Genomic DNA, 14,833 nt, shown 5'->3' with positions numbered 1-14,833 from the left:
CACGCCGGTGACCTGGCGGCCGCGTGCCGTGATGGTCACCATGGAGGTGACATGTTGTGCCGGGCGAGTGCCCGGCGCGTCCTCGGGGGAGGGACGCCGCGATGGCGATCAGTCGGCGAAACCTGCTGGCGGCGGCAGGATTGGGAATGGCGGGCGCGGTAGTGGGGGTGGCTCGGGTGAACTCGGAGCCGGAAACGCCCGTGCCGCAGACCGACTGGAACGCCCTGCGCACACGGCTCACGGGGGAGTTGTTCACCAGCGCCGACTCCGGTTACGGCAGTGCGAAACTGGCGTTCAACCCGCTGTTCGACACCCGGCAACCCGCGGCGATTGCACGCTGTGCGGACCTGCGCGATGTGCAAGCCTGCGTCGAACTGGCCGCGCGGACACGCATTCCGGTGGCGGCGCGCGGCGGCGGGCACAGCTACGCCGGGTACTCCACGCCGGATCAGGGCTTGATCATCGACATGAGTGCGGTGAACACCGTTGCCTTGCACTCGGCGGAGACGGCCGTCATCGGTGCCGGAGCCCGCCTGATCGACGTCTACGCGGGATTGGCCGAGGCGGGCCGATGCCTGCCCGCCGGATCGTGCCCGACGGTCGGCATCGCGGGCCTCACGCTCGGCGGCGGACTCGGCGTGCTCACCGGCAAGTACGGATTGACCTGCGACACCCTGGTTTCGGCACAGATCGTGACCGCCGATGGCACCGCACGCACCGCGAGCGCCGACTCCGAACCCGACCTGTATTGGGCGCTGCGCGGCGGTGGGGGCGGAAACTTCGGGGTGGTCACCGCATTCACCTTCCGGACCACCGCGATGCCGAATCTCACGGTGTGCAAGCTGCAGTTCCCGGCAGGCGCGGTGACCGAAGTGCTGGGCGGGTGGCAGACCTTCCTCGCCGAGGCGCCCGATGAATTCTGGTCCACGCTGGGCATTTCCGCCGGTAGCCCGCCGAGCTGCCGGATCAACGGCTGCTTCGTCGGCGGTGAATCGGATCTGAACCCGGTGCTGGACAAGCTGATCGCCGCCACCGGCACCCGGCCGTCGTCCCGCGTCACCGCCGCCATGGGGTATCTGCAGGCGATGCTGTATTTCGGCGGGTGCACGAATATCCCGGTGCGGCAGTGCCGCCCGAACTGGAACGCCGACGGCGGCGTCCTGGGCCGCGACTCGTTCACCGCGTCCGCGCGCGTGCTGCGGAGCCCGCTGGCCGAACCCGCGAGGTTGACCGACCTGCTGACCGGCCGCGACGGCGTGGACGTCCTGCTGGACAGCCTGCGCGGAGCCGTGACTCGAATCGGTGTGACCGACACGGCCTTTCCGTACCGTGACGCGCTCGCGACGGCCCAGATCTACGCGGGCGCGACCACTCCCGAGGCCCGGCGCACGGTCACCGAGATCCGAGACGGCCTCGGCGCACTCGTCGGCAACACCGGCTATGTGAACTACATCGACCCGGATCTGGCCGACTGGGCGAGCGCCTATTACGGCGTCAACGCCGATCGACTACGCGGCGTCGCCCGGCGTTACGACCCGGACGGCGTCTTCGCCTTCGACCAATCGGCCGCGCGGATCTGACGGCCGACCAGTGTCACCGCCCAGGCGTACCGTCGCAGTCATGACGTCTTGGAACGAGTTCACCGAATCCGCACCGCGTATCTCCAAGATCTTCGAACGCCGTCACGCCGCCGCCGGCAACCTGTGCATGCTGGCCACCGTCCGCGCCGACGGCTCACCTCGCATCAGCCCCATGGAACCGCGCATCTTCGAGGGCGGACTGTGGGTGGCCGGGATGCCCGACACCACCAAGTTCAAGGACCTCGCCCGCGATCCGCGCTTCTGCCTGCACACCGCCACGGTCGACACCCAGGTCGGTGACGGCGATGCCAAACTGTTCGGGCAGGTGCGCGATATTCAGGACGAGGCGCTGCATCAGCGGTTCGCCGAGGCGCTCTTCGCCGAGACCGGTTTCGATCTGCGCGGCCGGAAGTTCTCGCCCTTCTACGGCGCCGATATCACCAGCGCGTCGGCGGTGGAGATCATCGACGGCGTCATGGAGGTCGTCATCTGGAAGCCGGGTAAGCCGGAATACGTGGTTCGCAAGGTCGCGTGAGCATGCCGCCACGAGGGCAGAGTGTGCAAGATTGCAGTGAATGCAACGTTGCACGCGATGCGTTCACGCACGAGGTGCCGAACAGGGCTGCCTTTGCGGGCCACGAGTACCCGAATCCTGCGCATATGCCCGATATCCATCCGCCGCAAGGCTATCGAGAGCGCCCGTCCCGTCTGGCCGGTGCCGTGGTGTGGGCCCGGGACGGCGCGGTCGACACCGTCACCCCGGTGCTGCCAGACGGCTGCATGGACCTGCTGTGGATCGACGGCCGGTTGTCGATCGCGGGCCCCGATACCCGCGCGCATCATCCGACGGCCGGATCATCCAGCCGGATCGCGGGCATCCGCTTCACCCCGGGCGCGGCACCCGCTCTACTCGGCATTCCGGCACACGAGTTACGTGACACCCGCGTGGCACTCGCCGATGTGTGGTCACCCGCCGCCGTACGGCACGCCGCCGAGATCCTGACGCAGGTCGCGACTCCCGCCGTGGGTCTGGAGGCCATCGCCCTGTGGCGGGCCGCGAGCGCCGATCCCGCCGATCCGCTGCTGGCCCACCTCGTGACCGCACTGCGTTCCGGGACATCGGTCGCCGCCATCGCGGACACACTCGAGGTGGGCCCGCGCCGCCTGCACCGACTATCCCTGGCCGCCTTCGGCTATGGGCCGAAGACCCTCTCGCGCATCCTGCGCATGCAGCGCGCCCTGGCCCTGGCCCGCGCGGGCGTCCCCCTCGCGGACACGGCCGCGCGCGTCGGCTACGCCGATCAGGCCCATCTGTCCAGGGAGGTCCGCGAATTCGCCGACCTGTCCCTGACCCAGCTGCTGCGCGGCTGAGCTAGCCGAGCGGCGCGTACAGATCGACGCCGTTCCCGTCCGGGTCGTGCACGGTCGCGTACCGCTGGCCCCAGAAGGCGTCGAAGGGCTTCAGTTCACCGTGGTAACCGGCGGCCACGAGTTCCTCGAACTTCGCGTCGACGGCGGCGGGGTGCTCGCAGCGGCAGGCCAATCCGATCCGTCCGGCTCCGGGCGTCACCGCGAAGTCCGGATGGAACGATCGAATGGTCTCCTCACTGTCCAAGGCGAGCCGCATGCCCCCGCCGAGCCGCGCTTCGGTATGCGGCTGGGTCTCGGCCCCCTCCTCGAATTCGAGTCCGATTCGCCGGTAGAAGGCGACGGAGGCGGCCATATCCGAGACGACGATTCCGATCACATCCAGTTCAACAGTCATATCCGGAACCGTACGGCGAGGGCCGTTCGCGGTCTTGAACAAATCGGACACCGCGACCGAACCGGTCAGGGGAGGCGGGTCAGATAGGCACGCTGATCGTCGAGAAATCCGGTCGCGAACAGGGAGCGCGGGGCGGTCACCGCCACCAGAAAGGTGCGGGCCGAGGATCTTTCGATGGAGTGCCGGACCATCGCGTGCGTGGCGTCGGGGTAATGGCGGACTTCGAGGCGTTGCGGCGCGGGCAGCAGTCGCCGGTACTCGGCCTCGGTCTCGGCCACGTCCACATGGCGATCGTGCCCGCCGAGGATGAGCAGCACCGGTACTCGCAGCATCGCGAGCTGGGCGCTCGCGTCGGCGGTGTAGTTCTTCAGGATGAACCGCCAGCGATCCGGGGTCATCTCGCCGGCATCCGCGACGGAATCCCGGTAGCGCTCGAACGGCGCGCCCGCCTCGAGCAATGCGAGAGTCTCGTTCCGCCGGGCCAATTCGGCCCGCACCACCGTCGGATCGGCGTCCGCGCCGAGTTCGGCGAGCAGGTTGTAGCGGCCCTGCCGCAGCCAGTTGACGGCCGGTGCGACGGCGATGACGAAACGCAGCTCCGGCAGCCGGACGGCCACCTCGGGCATGACCCAGCCGGCCTGGCTGGCGCCCCACAGTCCGATGCGCCCGGGGTCGATGCCGGGTTGCCGCTTCGCCCACGCGATCGCCGCGATGGTCTCCTCGGCGCGATCGTGCATGCTCTGCTCTAGCCAATCACCCGGTGCGCCATGGATTCCGGGCTTGTCCCAGGACAGCGAGGCGTATCCGGCGCGAGCGAACGCCTCCCAGATCGGGCGGTAGAAGGTGTCGTGGGTGGCGTCGACGGGGCCGTCGCCGTGCACGAAGACCACCAGCCCGGTCGGTCCGTCCCGGTGTTTCGGCCAGGCGAGCACACCCTGCAGCGGTTGCACGCCGCCGGTGATCGTGACCCGTTCTTCCCGGAGCGCATAGGTGTTCTGATAAATCACCCACGCGACGGCGGCGCAGGCCGTCACCAGGACCACGGTCAGTGCCGCGAGCAGCCGGCGTATCCGGCGGCGGTGAAGGATTCGTGTCAGCGCGCTCATGGGGGGCGCCTTTCTCCGACGGTGATATCGGATACCGGCCGTGCAGGGTGGATGTTGCGCGGCGATGCGGTGCCTGGTCGGCTAGATGCCGACAGTCCCGGGGCGGGGCAGCAGTGCGGCGGCCAGGTGATGCAGGGTGGGTGTCTCGCGGACGGGGTCGAACTCGGGATCGGCTGCGACACGGGCGAAGACGCCGTCGACCAGGGCGGCCAGCCAGGTGGCCGTGCGGGCGGGGTCGAGGGCGGAATCGAAGGCGCCACTGCCGATTCCGGCGGCGAGGGCGGTTTCGAACGCCGCGCGCAGGCCGCGGTCCCCGGTGCGGAACAGCTCGGCCAGTTCCGGATCGCGCTGTGCCTCGGCGGAGATCTCGAGCTGGAGCCCGGCGGCCGTCCGATCCGCCGCGATGTGGCAGACCGCCTCGAGCGTGTCGAGTAGGGCGGCGCGGATGTCGGTGGCCTCGGCGATGCCCGCCAGGGCCGCGGCCGTGCGCTGCCCGTCGCGTTCGGCGACCGCCAGCAGCACGGCGCGCTTGGTGGGGAAGTAGTGGAACATATTGCCCGTGCTCATCCCGGCCGCCCGGCAGATGTCGGCGGTGCGGGTGGCGTCGTAGCCGTTGCGGCCGAACAGATCCGCGGCCGCGTCGAGGATCGCCTCCCGCTTGGCCGCGTGCAGCTCCGGATCGACCTTGCGCATGCGTACCACCTCGCTGGAGTTATTAATTAATTAAGCGGTCACTCAAGTTATAGCAGCGGGGAGCGCGCCACGCCATGATGATCGCGCTCGCACAGCGCGGCCGGCCGGTCGAGCGGCAGCGGGGCAGGCTGGCCGAGCGGCAGCGGGGCAGGTCCCCGCGTGGCGCCACCGGTGCGGGTGTACTTCGGAATTCGGCGCGGAACCGCTCAGCGAGCGTGGACCGCCGCCAGGCGCGCGGCCCGGATCGCATTCCAGAGCGGGCGCAGCAGGGAATCGCGGGTCGCGAGGGAGGACGCCGAGGTCGGGGCCGAGGCCGGGGTGCGTTCGGCGACGGTCAGGATGGCCGCGACCTGATCGGCGGTGTCGAGGATGCGCCGGGCGCGCAGCGGCATCGAATCCGGGTAGGTGTGTTTGGAGTTGGCCTCCAGTTCGTCCTCGATGAGGTCGCGCGGGCTCGGGCCGTTGGCGTCGAGCTGGGTGGTGTGCAACCGCTGCAGCGCGTCGGCGGCATCGCGCACCGCCTCGCGCATGGTGAACTCCGCTTCCCCGAGCGGCATATCGGGTTCGGCGCTCAGCGGAATCGGGGTCGCGTAGACCCGCCACTGCAGGGTGTCGTCATCGGCCCAGTGCGGTACCAGCCCGGTGCCGTCGCCGCCCGGCGTGCCGATGAGCAGCCCCTCCCCGGCTTCTGTTGCGGCGGAGGCGAATTCGGTACCGATGGGCAGCCCGCGCACATCACCCGGCACCGGCAGCACCAGTCGGACCTGCGCGCCCGGCGTACCGGTCGCCTCGCGAATCAGTTTGAGCAGCACCATGATTCCCGCGCCGGGCAGGTGTTCGGAGTCGTCGTCCGCGGCCCAGGGCAAGCCGGTGTGGCCGCCGGTGACCGGATCTCCGGCGGCGACGGACTGGCTGGGCGCCCAGGCGCGCAGCGCGTCCAGCACGTCGTCGGGCGCGCTGCGGCCGGCCAGCCAGGCTCCGGCCCAAACCGTGAGAGAGGCGCTGGGGGAACTCATGAATACAAGGATAACTGGCTGGCTACTGCGGGTCGGTGACAAAGTCGATCAGCTGTTCGACGGCGCCGATGAGGGGGCTCTCCAGGTCGCGGAAGGAGTTCACGGCGTTGTAGACGCGCCGCCAGCCGTCCTGGGGCGTGCCCCAGCCGAGGCGGCGGCAGATGCCGGTTTTCCAGTCCTCGCCGCGCGGCACCTCGGGCCAGGCCGGAATGCCAAGGGCCGCAGGGCGAACCGCCTGCCAGACATCGATGTAGGGGTGGCCGGTGACCATGACGTGCGGGCCGAGGCCGGTGGTGAGCGTGGTTTCCTTGGAGCCGGTCACGAGGTGGTCGACGAGCACGCCGACCTTGCGGCCCGGACCGGGCCGGAATTCGGTGAGCCGGGCGGCGAGGTGATCGAGACCCTCGAGCTGTTCGACGACCACGCCTTCGACGCGCAGGTCGTGGCCCCAGACGCGTTCGACGAGTGCCGCGTCGTGAATGCCCTCGACCCAGATGCGGCTGGCCTTGGCGACCTGCGCGCGCAGGCCCTCGACACGGGTGGAACCCGAGGCCGAGCGGGTCGGCCGGCTGGGCGCGGAGGCGGTCGGCTTGACCAGTGTCACGGGTTGGCCGTCGATGAGGAACGCGGCCTCGCGCAGGGCGAACAGGCGCACCCGTCCCGCGCCGTCCTCGAGTTTCACGAAGTCGCCGTCGTAGCTGCGGTCGAATCCGACTACGGCGCCGCAGAATCCGGTCGCCGCGTCCTCGGCGACGAGGTCACGTTCGGCGACGACGCGGGGAACTTCGCGTTTCTGCTTCCTGGAGTGCCCGGAATAGATGTCACCGCCGTACATGTCACGCCTCACCGGGACGACGGTACCGTCCGCGCGGCGAAACGAGGTGGCGCGGCACGGCGCGTCCCCGCCCACGGCACGTGAAACGCGCGACACCGGCGCCGGGGGTGCGAGAGCGGTCGGATTCGGGGTAGCCGGGGCGACGAAGGATTACTGTTGAGGACGTGGCCGCAATAGTTTGGCTGGTCGCGGGGATTCTGCTCGCGGCAGCGGAGATGCTCACGGGTGATCTCACCCTGCTCATGCTGGGCTCCGCCGCCCTCGCCACCGCCGGTGTGAGCGGCGTGTTCGATCCGCCGCTGTGGGTCGACGCGATCGTCTTCGGTATCAGCGCACTGGTGCTGATGCTGGGGGTTCGCCCATTCCTGTTGCGCCGCTTCGCGACTCCGCCGCCGCATCAAACCAATGCGGCCGCGCTGCCGGGTAAGACGGCGCACGTGCTCGAGGCGGTCGACGGGCACGGGGGCCGGGTGAAGCTGGACGGCGAGGTGTGGAGCGCACGGTCGTTCGACCCCGCCGAAGCCTACGAGGTCGGCGCGACCGTCTACATCATGAAGATCGACGGTGCGACCGCCGTCGTATGGAAAGGACCCTGATGGCCCTACTCATCGTTGCCGTCGTCCTGATCCTGCTGGTCGTGGTGGTGGTGCTCAAGTCGGTGGCCCTGGTGCCGCAGGCCGAGGCCGCGGTCATCGAACGGCTGGGCCGCTATTCGCGCACGGTCTCCGGGCAGCTGACCTTCCTGGTGCCCTTCGCCGACCGGGTACGCGCCAAAGTGGATCTGCGCGAGCGGGTGGTGTCGTTCCCGCCGCAGCCGGTGATCACCCAGGACAACCTGACCGTACAGATCGACTCGGTGGTCTACTTCCAGGTCACCAGTCCGCAGGCCGCGGTCTACGAGATCAGCAATTACATTGCGGCCGTGGAGCAGTTGACGATCACCACGCTGCGCAACGTGGTCGGCGGCATGACCCTGGAGGAGACGCTCACCTCCCGCGACGCCATCAACAGTCAGCTGCGTGGCGTCCTCGACGAGGCCACCGGCCGCTGGGGTCTGCGGGTCTCGCGCGTCGAACTGAAGGCCATCGATCCGCCGCCGTCGATCCAGGAGTCGATGGAGAAGCAGATGAAGGCCGATCGGGAGAAGCGCGCCATGATCCTCACCGCCGAGGGCCAGCGCGAGGCCTCCATCAAGACCGCCGAAGGTCAGAAGCAAGCGCAGATCCTGGCCGCCGAGGGCGCGAAGCAGTCGGCCATCCTCGGTGCGGAAGGTGAACGCCAATCCCGCATCCTGCGCGCCCAGGGCGAGCGGGCCGCCGCCTACCTGCAGGCGCAGGGCCAGGCCAAGGCCATCGAAAAGGTCTTCGCCGCAATCAAGAACGGCAAGCCCACCCCGGAACTGCTTGCCTACCAATACATGCAGACCCTGCCGATGGTCGCGCGGGGCGACGCCAACAAGGTGTGGCTCGTCCCCAGCGATTTCGGCAAGGCCCTGGAGGGTTTCGCCCGCAACTTCGCCGACCAGGGCGCGGACGGCGTCTTCCGCTACGAACCCACCCCCGACGGTGAGTCCGCCGAACGCCCCGAGGACGACTCCGACGAGGTCGCGGGCTGGTTCGACACGGCCACCGACCCGGCCGCGGAACGTGCCGTCCGCGCGGCCGAGGCCGATGCCCGCATCCCGGTCGAACCGGCCGGTATGCCGCCGCGCCCGCATCCGGAGCCGCAGCAGCAGAACTTCCACACCAACCCGCCGCCGAACCAGCAGTGGCAGCAACCGCCGGCGTAGCGAAGTTCAGGCCGTGGCCGCGATCTCGTTCGCCGCGAACTGACTTTCCACCGGTTCGAGCCCGTAGTGACCGCGCAGGGTCGTGGCCGTGTATTCGGTGCGGAACAGACCGCGCTCCCGGAGAATCGGCACCACGCGATCGACGAAGTCCTCCAGCCCGCCGGGCAGATACGGCGGCATGATGTTGAACCCGTCGGCCGCACCGGCCTCGAACCACGCCTGCAGGTCGTCGGCGATCTGCTCGGGCGTGCCCGCGAGGGTGCGGTGTCCGCGCCCGCCGCCGAGCTTGCCGATCAGCTGCCGCACGGTCAGCTCTTCTTTCTCGGCCAGCTCCTTCACCAGCGTGAATCGGCTCTTGCCGCCCTCGATCTCGCTTTCCGCGGGTAGCGGCGGCAGGGGTGCGTCGAGGGCGTGCTCGGTGAGATCGACCCCGAGTAGCGTGGACAGCTGCCGCAGCGCGTAATCGGGGGAGATGAGGTCGGTGAACTCCTGCTCGAGCGCCAGTGCCTGCGCCTCGGTATCGGCGATGAACGGCACCAGGCCGGGCAGCACCTTCAGGTCATCGGCGGAGCGCCCGTACCTGGGCAGCCGCGATTTGAGATCGCGGTAGAACCGCTGCCCCTCCTCGATCGTGCGCTGTGCGGTGAACACGGCCTCGGCGGAGCGGGCCGCGAATTCCTTGCCGCTCTCCGAGGATCCGGCCTGCACCAGCAGCGGGCGCCCCTGCGGACTGCGCGGCGAGTTGAGCGGACCGCGCACCCGGAACCGTTCACCGCTGTAATCCAGGGTGTGCACCCTGTCGGGATCGGCGAAGATGCCGGTCTCGGGATCGAGCACGATCGCTGCGGATTCCCAGCTGTCCCACAGTCGCACCGCGAGGTCCACGAACTCCTGCGCCCGCTCATAGCGGCGCGCATGGTCGGGAATCGCGTCGTAGCCGAAGTTGAACGCCTCGTCCTCGCTGCCGGAGGTGACGATATTCCATCCGGCCCGCCCGCCGCTGATGTGATCCAGCGAGGCGAACTTCCGGGCCAGATTGAACGGTTCGTTGTAGGTGGTCGACGCGGTGGCGATCAATCCGACGTGCGTGGTGGCCGTGGCGATGGCCGCCAGCAGGGTCACCGGCTCGAACACCGCGAGCGCATTGCGTTTGATCCGCGGCCCGACGGCCAGCCCGTCGGCGAAGAACACCGAGTCCAGCGTCCCGCGCTCGGCGATCCGGCCCAGCTCGCGGAAGTGCTCGACATCGAGCACCCGGTGTTCTTCGGTGCGCGGGTGCCGCCAGGCGGCCTCGTGATGGCCGACGCCCATCAGAAAGGCGTTGAGATGGAAGGTCTTCCGTGGATTCGACATGGTTGTCCTCGAGGAGTCAGCGCTCGGACTGTACGCGCCACCGCGACAGCCGGCGTTCGATGGTGACCAGCACCCCGTTGAAGGTGAGGCCCACCAGGGAGATGGCGAGAATGCCCGCGTACATGCTGGGAATCTCGAAGTTCTGCTGCGCGGCGGTGATCAGATAGCCCAGACCGGCGCGCGCACCGACCATTTCGGCGGCGATGAGCACCAGGATGGACGCCGAGGCCGCCATCCGGATTCCGGTGAACATGGACGGCACCGCGGCGGGCAGCACCACCTTCTGGAACAGCCGCACCGGCGAGAGCCCCAGGGAGGCGGCCGATTTGATCAGCAGCGGATCGACCGTGCGCACACCGGTGATGGTGTTCAGCAGGATCGGGAAGAAGCTGGCGTACACCACCAGCGCGATCTTCGATGTCTCGCCGATACCCAGGATGAGCACGAAGACCGGCAGTAGCGCCAGCGCCGCGGTATTGCGGAACAGCTCCAGGATCGGGTTCAGGAACTCCGAGACCAGCCGGTACCAGGCGATGGCCAGGCCCACCGGAATCGCCGCCGAAGCCGCGATGGCGAACCCGAGCAGCGAGCGGGTGAGGCTCGCGGACAGGTGTTCGCCGAGCTGACCGGTGCGGATCAGTTCGATGGCGGCCTCGAGGACGGTGGTGAACGGCGGCAGGAAGATCTCGTCCACGAGGCCGATTCGGGGTGCGGCCTCCCAGATCCCGAGGAACACCGCGAAGGCGACGGCGGGTTTGAGCACCCGCCACAGCAGCCGCGCGCCGGTGCGGGCGATGCGCAGGGCGGCCCTGGGGTCGGTGGCCGCGGGCTCGACCGGGGTCGTACCGGCCGGCGCGCCGACCTGGGGCCGTAGCCGGACCGGGCTGTCGACGAGTGCGCTAGACATGGGTGTCCCTCCGCTCGGAGTCGGCGAGTTCCAGTCCCTGCGCCCGCACGACCTCGTCGTGGAGCAGTGACCAGATGTGATGGCGGAATTCGCGGAACGGCTCGCTGGAACGGATGTCCGCGTCGCCGTCGCGCTCGAGGTCGATGTCGACGACCGCTTTGATGCGGCCGGGCCGTGAGGTCAGCACGGCGACGCGCTGGCCGAGGTAGACGGCCTCGTCGATACCGTGCGTAATGAACAGAATGGTCTTTCCCGTAGTGCGCCAGATCCGCAACAGCTCATCCTGCAACGACTCTCGCGTCTGCGCGTCCAGCGCCGCGAACGGCTCGTCCATCAGCAGCACCTCCGGATCGAAGGCCAGACTGCGCGCGATGGCGACCCGCTGCTTCATACCGCCGGACAGCTCGTGCGGAAACCGGTCTCCGAATCCGGCCAGCCCCACCAGCTCGAGATAGTGCTCGGCGATCTGCTTCCGTTCCCGCTTGCGAATTCCCTTGGCCTCGAGACCGAATTCGATATTCGTGCGGGCGGTGCGCCACGGCAGCAGCGCATACTGCTGGAAGACGATGCCGCGATCCAAACCGGGCCCGGCAATGGGCGCGCCGTCGAGCAGCAATTGCCCGGCGGTGGGTTTGGTGAGACCGCCCAGGAGGTCCAGCAGGGTGGATTTACCGGATCCACTGGGACCGACGAGCACCAGGAATTCTCCCTCGCGCACCTCCACGCTGATGTCCTCGATCGCGGTGAACGACTCTTTCGTGCCACGCACCGGGAATTCTTTCCGAACCCCGCTGAGTGCGAGTTTCACTGCTGTCGCGCTCATTTCGCCACCGCCTCGCCACTGGGTCCGCCGGCGGGCGGATAGGTGCCGTTGGAATACGGGTTGTCCTGATTGGTGTACAGATCCGTGGCAGTCAACGTGCCCGCGGGCAGTTCGCCATTGCGGACGAGCCAGTCGATCCAGATCTGCAATTCCTTCTCGGCGACCACCGCGCCCGGTACGGGAACGCCCGAACTGCGCCAGTACTGGAGCAGATTCGTATTCTCGTTGCGACCGCGCTTCTCGATGATCGCCTTGAACCGTGCCAGCACCTCGTCCCGCGGCGTCACCTGCAGCCAGCGGCTGGCGCGGGCGGTGCCCTGGACGAAATCGCGCACGGCCTCCGGATGCCGCTCGAGGTAGTCGTTCCGGAAAACATAAGTGCCGTAGGAGAACTGGCCGAACAGATCCTTGTCGGTGTAGAGCGGGGTGATGCCGCCGCGCCCGATGGCGGTCTCCCGGAACACCCCGCCCAGAGCCGCCGCGTCGATCTGCCCGTTGCGCAGCGCGTCCTCGGTATTGGCCGGCGGCAGCACGACCAGTTGGACCTGCTTGATCTCGTCGGCGGTCAGGCCCTTCTGGTGCAGCCATTCCCGGGTGATGAATTCGTGGTGCGCGCCAAGGGTGTTCACCCCGACCTTCTTGCCGATGAGATCTCGCGCGCTGGTGATTCCCGCGCCCTCGCGGACGAAATAGCCGGTGTAGGACTGCTCGTCGGCGCCGTAGGAACTGAGTACGGAGGTGACCTGCGCTCCGCCCGCGATGAGCTTGACGACCGCGCCGTTGAACGCGCTGCCGAATTCGATCTGCTTGGTGGCGGCGGCCTGGATATTGGCCGGTCCGCTGGTGGTGTCGCCCTCCCACTTCAGCTCGATCTCGGTGAAGTAGCCGAGGTCGGCGGCCAGCTCGAAGGGGGAGACCTGGCCGGTGGCGCCCTGGTAGCGCACGATGGTCCGGCCGTCGGCGGTGGTGCCCGCGTCAGTGCTGGTGCAGCCGGTGACCGCTGCCAGCGCGGAGGATACGGCGACGGCGACGGCCAGTGTGCGCCGCCATCGGGTGGTGCGGGGGTGGGAGAACATCGTCGATTCTTTCGGTGAATTCGTCTGTGGCACGGCGGGTTACGGTCTGGCGGCGACAACAGGCGGGCGAGGCGTACTTCATGGTGGCGAGATCCTTTGCGGGAGCGGGGAACTGAGCGATCTGTACGCTCATATGGTCTGTGCGCCGCCGGGGGCGGGCAACCGCGATTTCACGATGTGGAAATCAGCGTGATCGTAATTCGGCGCGGGATTATGCTGCGCCGCTGGAATTCTGGAACAGCGGGCTGATCCGGCCCGCCGCCACCCGCATGGCGGGCACGATGGAGCGCACCAAATCGTCGGTGAGCCGGGCCGAGCGCGCCTGCACGGCGAGCGCGCCGCGGACCCGGCGGTCGCGCCCGACAATGGGCACCGCGACGGACCGGATCGGATCCTCGGTCTCGATGAGTTCGGAGGCGAAGCCGATGCGCCGGACGCGGTCCAGATCCGTCTGCAATCCACCCGACCGGTCGGAACTCGCTGGTCCGCGGCGTGCCGCATGCTCCTCGGCAATGGCCGTCATGGGGGAGTAGGCGAGCAGCGCGTGCCCCACCGCGCTGTCGCGCAAGGGCTGGCGGGCCCGCGGCACCTGATTCGGGCAGAACCACTCCGGCGGTCGCGCCTGGAACACCGTCACCGCATCCCGGTCCTCGACCATGCTCACGCTGACCGTGATCCGGATGCCCGCTGCCAGCGCATACAGGTGCGGCGCGGCCGAATCCAGCCCGAACCTGGTCAGCGCGGGCCGGGCGAGTGAGGCCAGCCCGTGCCCGATGCGGTAGCGGTCGGTGGACGAATCCTGTTCCAGCAGCCCGCCCCGCACCAGCGCCTGTGCCAGCCGATGCGAGGTGCTGACCGGCAGCGCGGCCAGCTGCGCCAGCTCCACCAGCGACAACTCCGGATCATCGCCCTCGAAGCAGTTCAGCACCTGGATCGCGCGATCGACGGCACGGGTGCCGGAGCGGGGTTCGTCGGCGGGGACCATGGTTCCTCCTGGGGCGGGCCGAAACGTCGTTCCCGGCACTATCGCGACCTGCGGAAGCCGGGGCAATGATTCGGCGCAGCACGATCCTGGTGCCCCGCTCAGCGCGCTTTTCCGGGGCCCGCGCAATCCGTGGGCACATATATCGTTTGTCGTGAATTTTGTATTAGCGGCTCGCGTCACAAATTTCACGTGACCTCCGTCACAAATATGTTTGCAAATCGGCCATTTGTAATTCGAGCACCTTCCGGTACCAGCTGCGAAAACTCCGTGAGCAAGGTCGATATCAATTTGTCAACCCGATGTGATTGCACCGTGATTTGCTGTGATTGTTCCGTTACGGTCGTTCACGGCTCGGATCGAAAGCCGAAGCCCACTCGAACCGCCGAATACCGGCAAGCCCGTCCCGCGGTTCGAGGCGCAACCGACATCCCTGGGGACGGGGACCCGAAGCTTCGCGCTCGGGCCGGCGGGCGCAGGCAGGGAATCAGACTTATGCATCGCAACCGGAAGCTCACCACCCGCATGCTCGTGGCCACCGCGGCCGTCGGCGCGTTCGTGTCCGTCCCGTTCGCGCTCTCCACCGCGACCGCCTCGGCCGCGAACAACTGGGATGCTGTCGCACAGTGCGAGAGCAGCGGCAACTGGGCCGCCAACACCGGCAACGGCTTCTACGGCGGCCTCCAGTTCACCCAGAGCACCTGGAACGCCTACGGCGGTTCGGGCAACGCCGCCAACGCCAGCCGCGAGGAGCAGATCCGCGTGGCCGAGAACGTGCTCGCGGGCCAGGGCCCCGGCGCCTGGCCGCACTGCGGCGCCTACCTGTAAGGCACCGCGCACCAGCTTCGTGAGCCTCTCTCCCGATCGGGGGAGGGGCTCACGGCCGTTTCCGGGCACACCCGCGCGGG

General features: G+C 68.6%; 16 protein-coding genes. 6 read left to right on the top strand and 10 right to left on the bottom strand.

Annotated features, from left to right (window positions below; translation table 11 throughout):
• Positions 1-101: 101 nt before the first annotated feature.
• The 3 genes from JK358_RS22605 (at position 102) to JK358_RS22595 (ending at position 2,951) form a co-directional block, all read left to right on the top strand.
• Positions 102-1,580 (top strand): FAD-binding oxidoreductase, encoded by a 1,479-nt coding sequence (locus JK358_RS22605; protein WP_201949918.1) that lies wholly within the window; start codon positions 102-104, stop codon positions 1,578-1,580.
• A gap of 40 nt (positions 1,581-1,620) precedes the next feature.
• Positions 1,621-2,115 carry a pyridoxamine 5'-phosphate oxidase family protein gene (locus JK358_RS22600; RefSeq protein ID WP_201949917.1) on the top strand — a complete coding sequence of 165 codons (495 nt, stop codon included), beginning with the start codon at positions 1,621-1,623 and terminating at the stop codon, positions 2,113-2,115.
• A 125-nt stretch (positions 2,116-2,240) separates the two neighbouring features.
• A complete protein-coding gene (locus JK358_RS22595; RefSeq protein ID WP_201949916.1) occupies positions 2,241-2,951 on the top strand; it encodes a helix-turn-helix domain-containing protein in 711 nt (236 codons plus the stop codon).
• Between the two features lies 1 nt (position 2,952).
• On the opposite strand, the gene JK358_RS22590 is transcribed toward JK358_RS22595, so the two are convergent.
• From JK358_RS22590 to JK358_RS22570, 5 genes are all read right to left on the bottom strand, one after another.
• Positions 2,953-3,345, bottom strand: coding sequence for a VOC family protein (locus JK358_RS22590; protein WP_201949915.1), 393 nt, complete (start codon positions 3,343-3,345; stop codon positions 2,953-2,955).
• Between the two features lie 65 nt (positions 3,346-3,410).
• Positions 3,411-4,406 (bottom strand): alpha/beta hydrolase family protein, encoded by a 996-nt coding sequence (locus JK358_RS22585; RefSeq protein ID WP_372440703.1) that lies wholly within the window; start codon positions 4,404-4,406, stop codon positions 3,411-3,413.
• Positions 4,407-4,532: 126 nt separating this feature from the next.
• Positions 4,533-5,144 carry a TetR/AcrR family transcriptional regulator gene (locus tag JK358_RS22580; RefSeq protein WP_201949912.1) on the bottom strand — a complete coding sequence of 204 codons (612 nt, stop codon included), beginning with the start codon at positions 5,142-5,144 and terminating at the stop codon, positions 4,533-4,535.
• A gap of 206 nt (positions 5,145-5,350) precedes the next feature.
• Complete coding sequence (locus JK358_RS22575) at positions 5,351-6,160, bottom strand: Rv1486c family protein (protein WP_201949910.1); 810 nt, start codon at positions 6,158-6,160, stop codon at positions 5,351-5,353.
• 22 nt (positions 6,161-6,182) lie between these two features.
• Entirely contained in the window at positions 6,183-6,995 is an 813-nt protein-coding gene (locus JK358_RS22570) for a DUF3097 domain-containing protein (RefSeq protein ID WP_201950264.1), read from the bottom strand.
• A 164-nt stretch (positions 6,996-7,159) separates the two neighbouring features.
• On the opposite strand from JK358_RS22570, the gene JK358_RS22565 reads away from it, so the two are divergent.
• Together JK358_RS22565 and JK358_RS22560 are read left to right on the top strand one after the other, a co-directional pair.
• Positions 7,160-7,591 carry an NfeD family protein gene (locus tag JK358_RS22565; RefSeq protein ID WP_201949908.1) on the top strand — a complete coding sequence of 144 codons (432 nt, stop codon included), beginning with the start codon at positions 7,160-7,162 and terminating at the stop codon, positions 7,589-7,591.
• Positions 7,591-8,784 carry an SPFH domain-containing protein gene (locus JK358_RS22560; protein ID WP_201949906.1) on the top strand — a complete coding sequence of 398 codons (1,194 nt, stop codon included), beginning with the start codon at positions 7,591-7,593 and terminating at the stop codon, positions 8,782-8,784. The genes JK358_RS22565 and JK358_RS22560 overlap by 1 nt, the downstream gene beginning before the upstream one ends.
• Before the next feature lie 6 nt (positions 8,785-8,790).
• Here the strand turns inward: JK358_RS22560 and JK358_RS22555 are convergent, their stop codons facing one another.
• The 5 genes from JK358_RS22555 to JK358_RS22535 form a co-directional block, all read right to left on the bottom strand.
• Positions 8,791-10,137: an LLM class flavin-dependent oxidoreductase gene (locus tag JK358_RS22555; RefSeq protein WP_201949903.1), complete on the bottom strand. Its 1,347-nt coding sequence runs from the start codon at positions 10,135-10,137 to the stop codon at positions 8,791-8,793.
• 16 nt (positions 10,138-10,153) lie between these two features.
• Positions 10,154-11,044 carry an ABC transporter permease gene (locus JK358_RS22550; protein ID WP_201949902.1) on the bottom strand — a complete coding sequence of 297 codons (891 nt, stop codon included), beginning with the start codon at positions 11,042-11,044 and terminating at the stop codon, positions 10,154-10,156.
• The gene (locus JK358_RS22545) at positions 11,037-11,867 is read right to left on the bottom strand and encodes an ABC transporter ATP-binding protein (RefSeq protein WP_201949900.1); all 831 of its coding nucleotides are present in this window, start codon (positions 11,865-11,867) and stop codon (positions 11,037-11,039) included. Before JK358_RS22545 ends, JK358_RS22550 begins: the two co-directional genes overlap by 8 nt.
• Positions 11,864-12,943, bottom strand: coding sequence for an ABC transporter substrate-binding protein (locus JK358_RS22540; protein ID WP_201949898.1), 1,080 nt, complete (start codon positions 12,941-12,943; stop codon positions 11,864-11,866). The genes JK358_RS22545 and JK358_RS22540 overlap by 4 nt, the downstream gene beginning before the upstream one ends.
• Positions 12,944-13,154: 211 nt before the next feature.
• Positions 13,155-13,928, bottom strand: coding sequence for an IclR family transcriptional regulator (locus tag JK358_RS22535; protein WP_201949896.1), 774 nt, complete (start codon positions 13,926-13,928; stop codon positions 13,155-13,157).
• A 492-nt stretch (positions 13,929-14,420) separates the two neighbouring features.
• Between JK358_RS22535 and JK358_RS22530 the strand changes: the two genes are divergently transcribed.
• Positions 14,421-14,753, top strand: a complete 333-nt coding sequence (locus JK358_RS22530) for a transglycosylase family protein (RefSeq protein WP_201949895.1) — start codon at positions 14,421-14,423, stop codon at positions 14,751-14,753.
• The last annotated feature ends 80 nt before the right edge of the window (positions 14,754-14,833 follow it).

It is taken from the genome of Nocardia acididurans, assembly GCF_016741815.1.
GTDB classification, from domain to species: domain Bacteria; phylum Actinomycetota; class Actinomycetes; order Mycobacteriales; family Mycobacteriaceae; genus Nocardia; species Nocardia acididurans.
Note: the sequence above shows the minus strand (reverse complement) of the source record. Positions and strands in the feature narration are given on the sequence as shown.

Bases quoted from the DNA above. Each gene is read 5' to 3' on its own strand.
- JK358_RS22605 (WP_201949918.1), top strand. From the start codon at position 102: ATGGCGATCAGTCGGCGAAACCTGCTGGCGGCGGCAGGATTGGGAATG.
- JK358_RS22600 (WP_201949917.1), top strand. From the start codon at position 1,621: ATGACGTCTTGGAACGAGTTCACCGAATCCGCACCGCGTATCTCCAAG.
- JK358_RS22595 (WP_201949916.1), top strand. From the start codon at position 2,241: ATGCCCGATATCCATCCGCCGCAAGGCTATCGAGAGCGCCCGTCCCGT.
- JK358_RS22590 (WP_201949915.1), bottom strand. From the start codon at position 3,345: ATGACTGTTGAACTGGATGTGATCGGAATCGTCGTCTCGGATATGGCC.
- JK358_RS22580 (WP_201949912.1), bottom strand. From the start codon at position 5,144: ATGCGCAAGGTCGATCCGGAGCTGCACGCGGCCAAGCGGGAGGCGATC.
- JK358_RS22575 (WP_201949910.1), bottom strand. From the start codon at position 6,160: ATGAGTTCCCCCAGCGCCTCTCTCACGGTTTGGGCCGGAGCCTGGCTG.
- JK358_RS22570 (WP_201950264.1), bottom strand. From the start codon at position 6,995: ATGTACGGCGGTGACATCTATTCCGGGCACTCCAGGAAGCAGAAACGC.
- JK358_RS22560 (WP_201949906.1), top strand. From the start codon at position 7,591: ATGGCCCTACTCATCGTTGCCGTCGTCCTGATCCTGCTGGTCGTGGTG.
- JK358_RS22555 (WP_201949903.1), bottom strand. From the start codon at position 10,137: ATGTCGAATCCACGGAAGACCTTCCATCTCAACGCCTTTCTGATGGGC.
- JK358_RS22550 (WP_201949902.1), bottom strand. From the start codon at position 11,044: ATGTCTAGCGCACTCGTCGACAGCCCGGTCCGGCTACGGCCCCAGGTC.
- JK358_RS22545 (WP_201949900.1), bottom strand. From the start codon at position 11,867: ATGAGCGCGACAGCAGTGAAACTCGCACTCAGCGGGGTTCGGAAAGAA.
- JK358_RS22540 (WP_201949898.1), bottom strand. From the start codon at position 12,943: ATGTTCTCCCACCCCCGCACCACCCGATGGCGGCGCACACTGGCCGTC.
- JK358_RS22535 (WP_201949896.1), bottom strand. From the start codon at position 13,928: ATGGTCCCCGCCGACGAACCCCGCTCCGGCACCCGTGCCGTCGATCGC.
- JK358_RS22530 (WP_201949895.1), top strand. From the start codon at position 14,421: ATGCATCGCAACCGGAAGCTCACCACCCGCATGCTCGTGGCCACCGCG.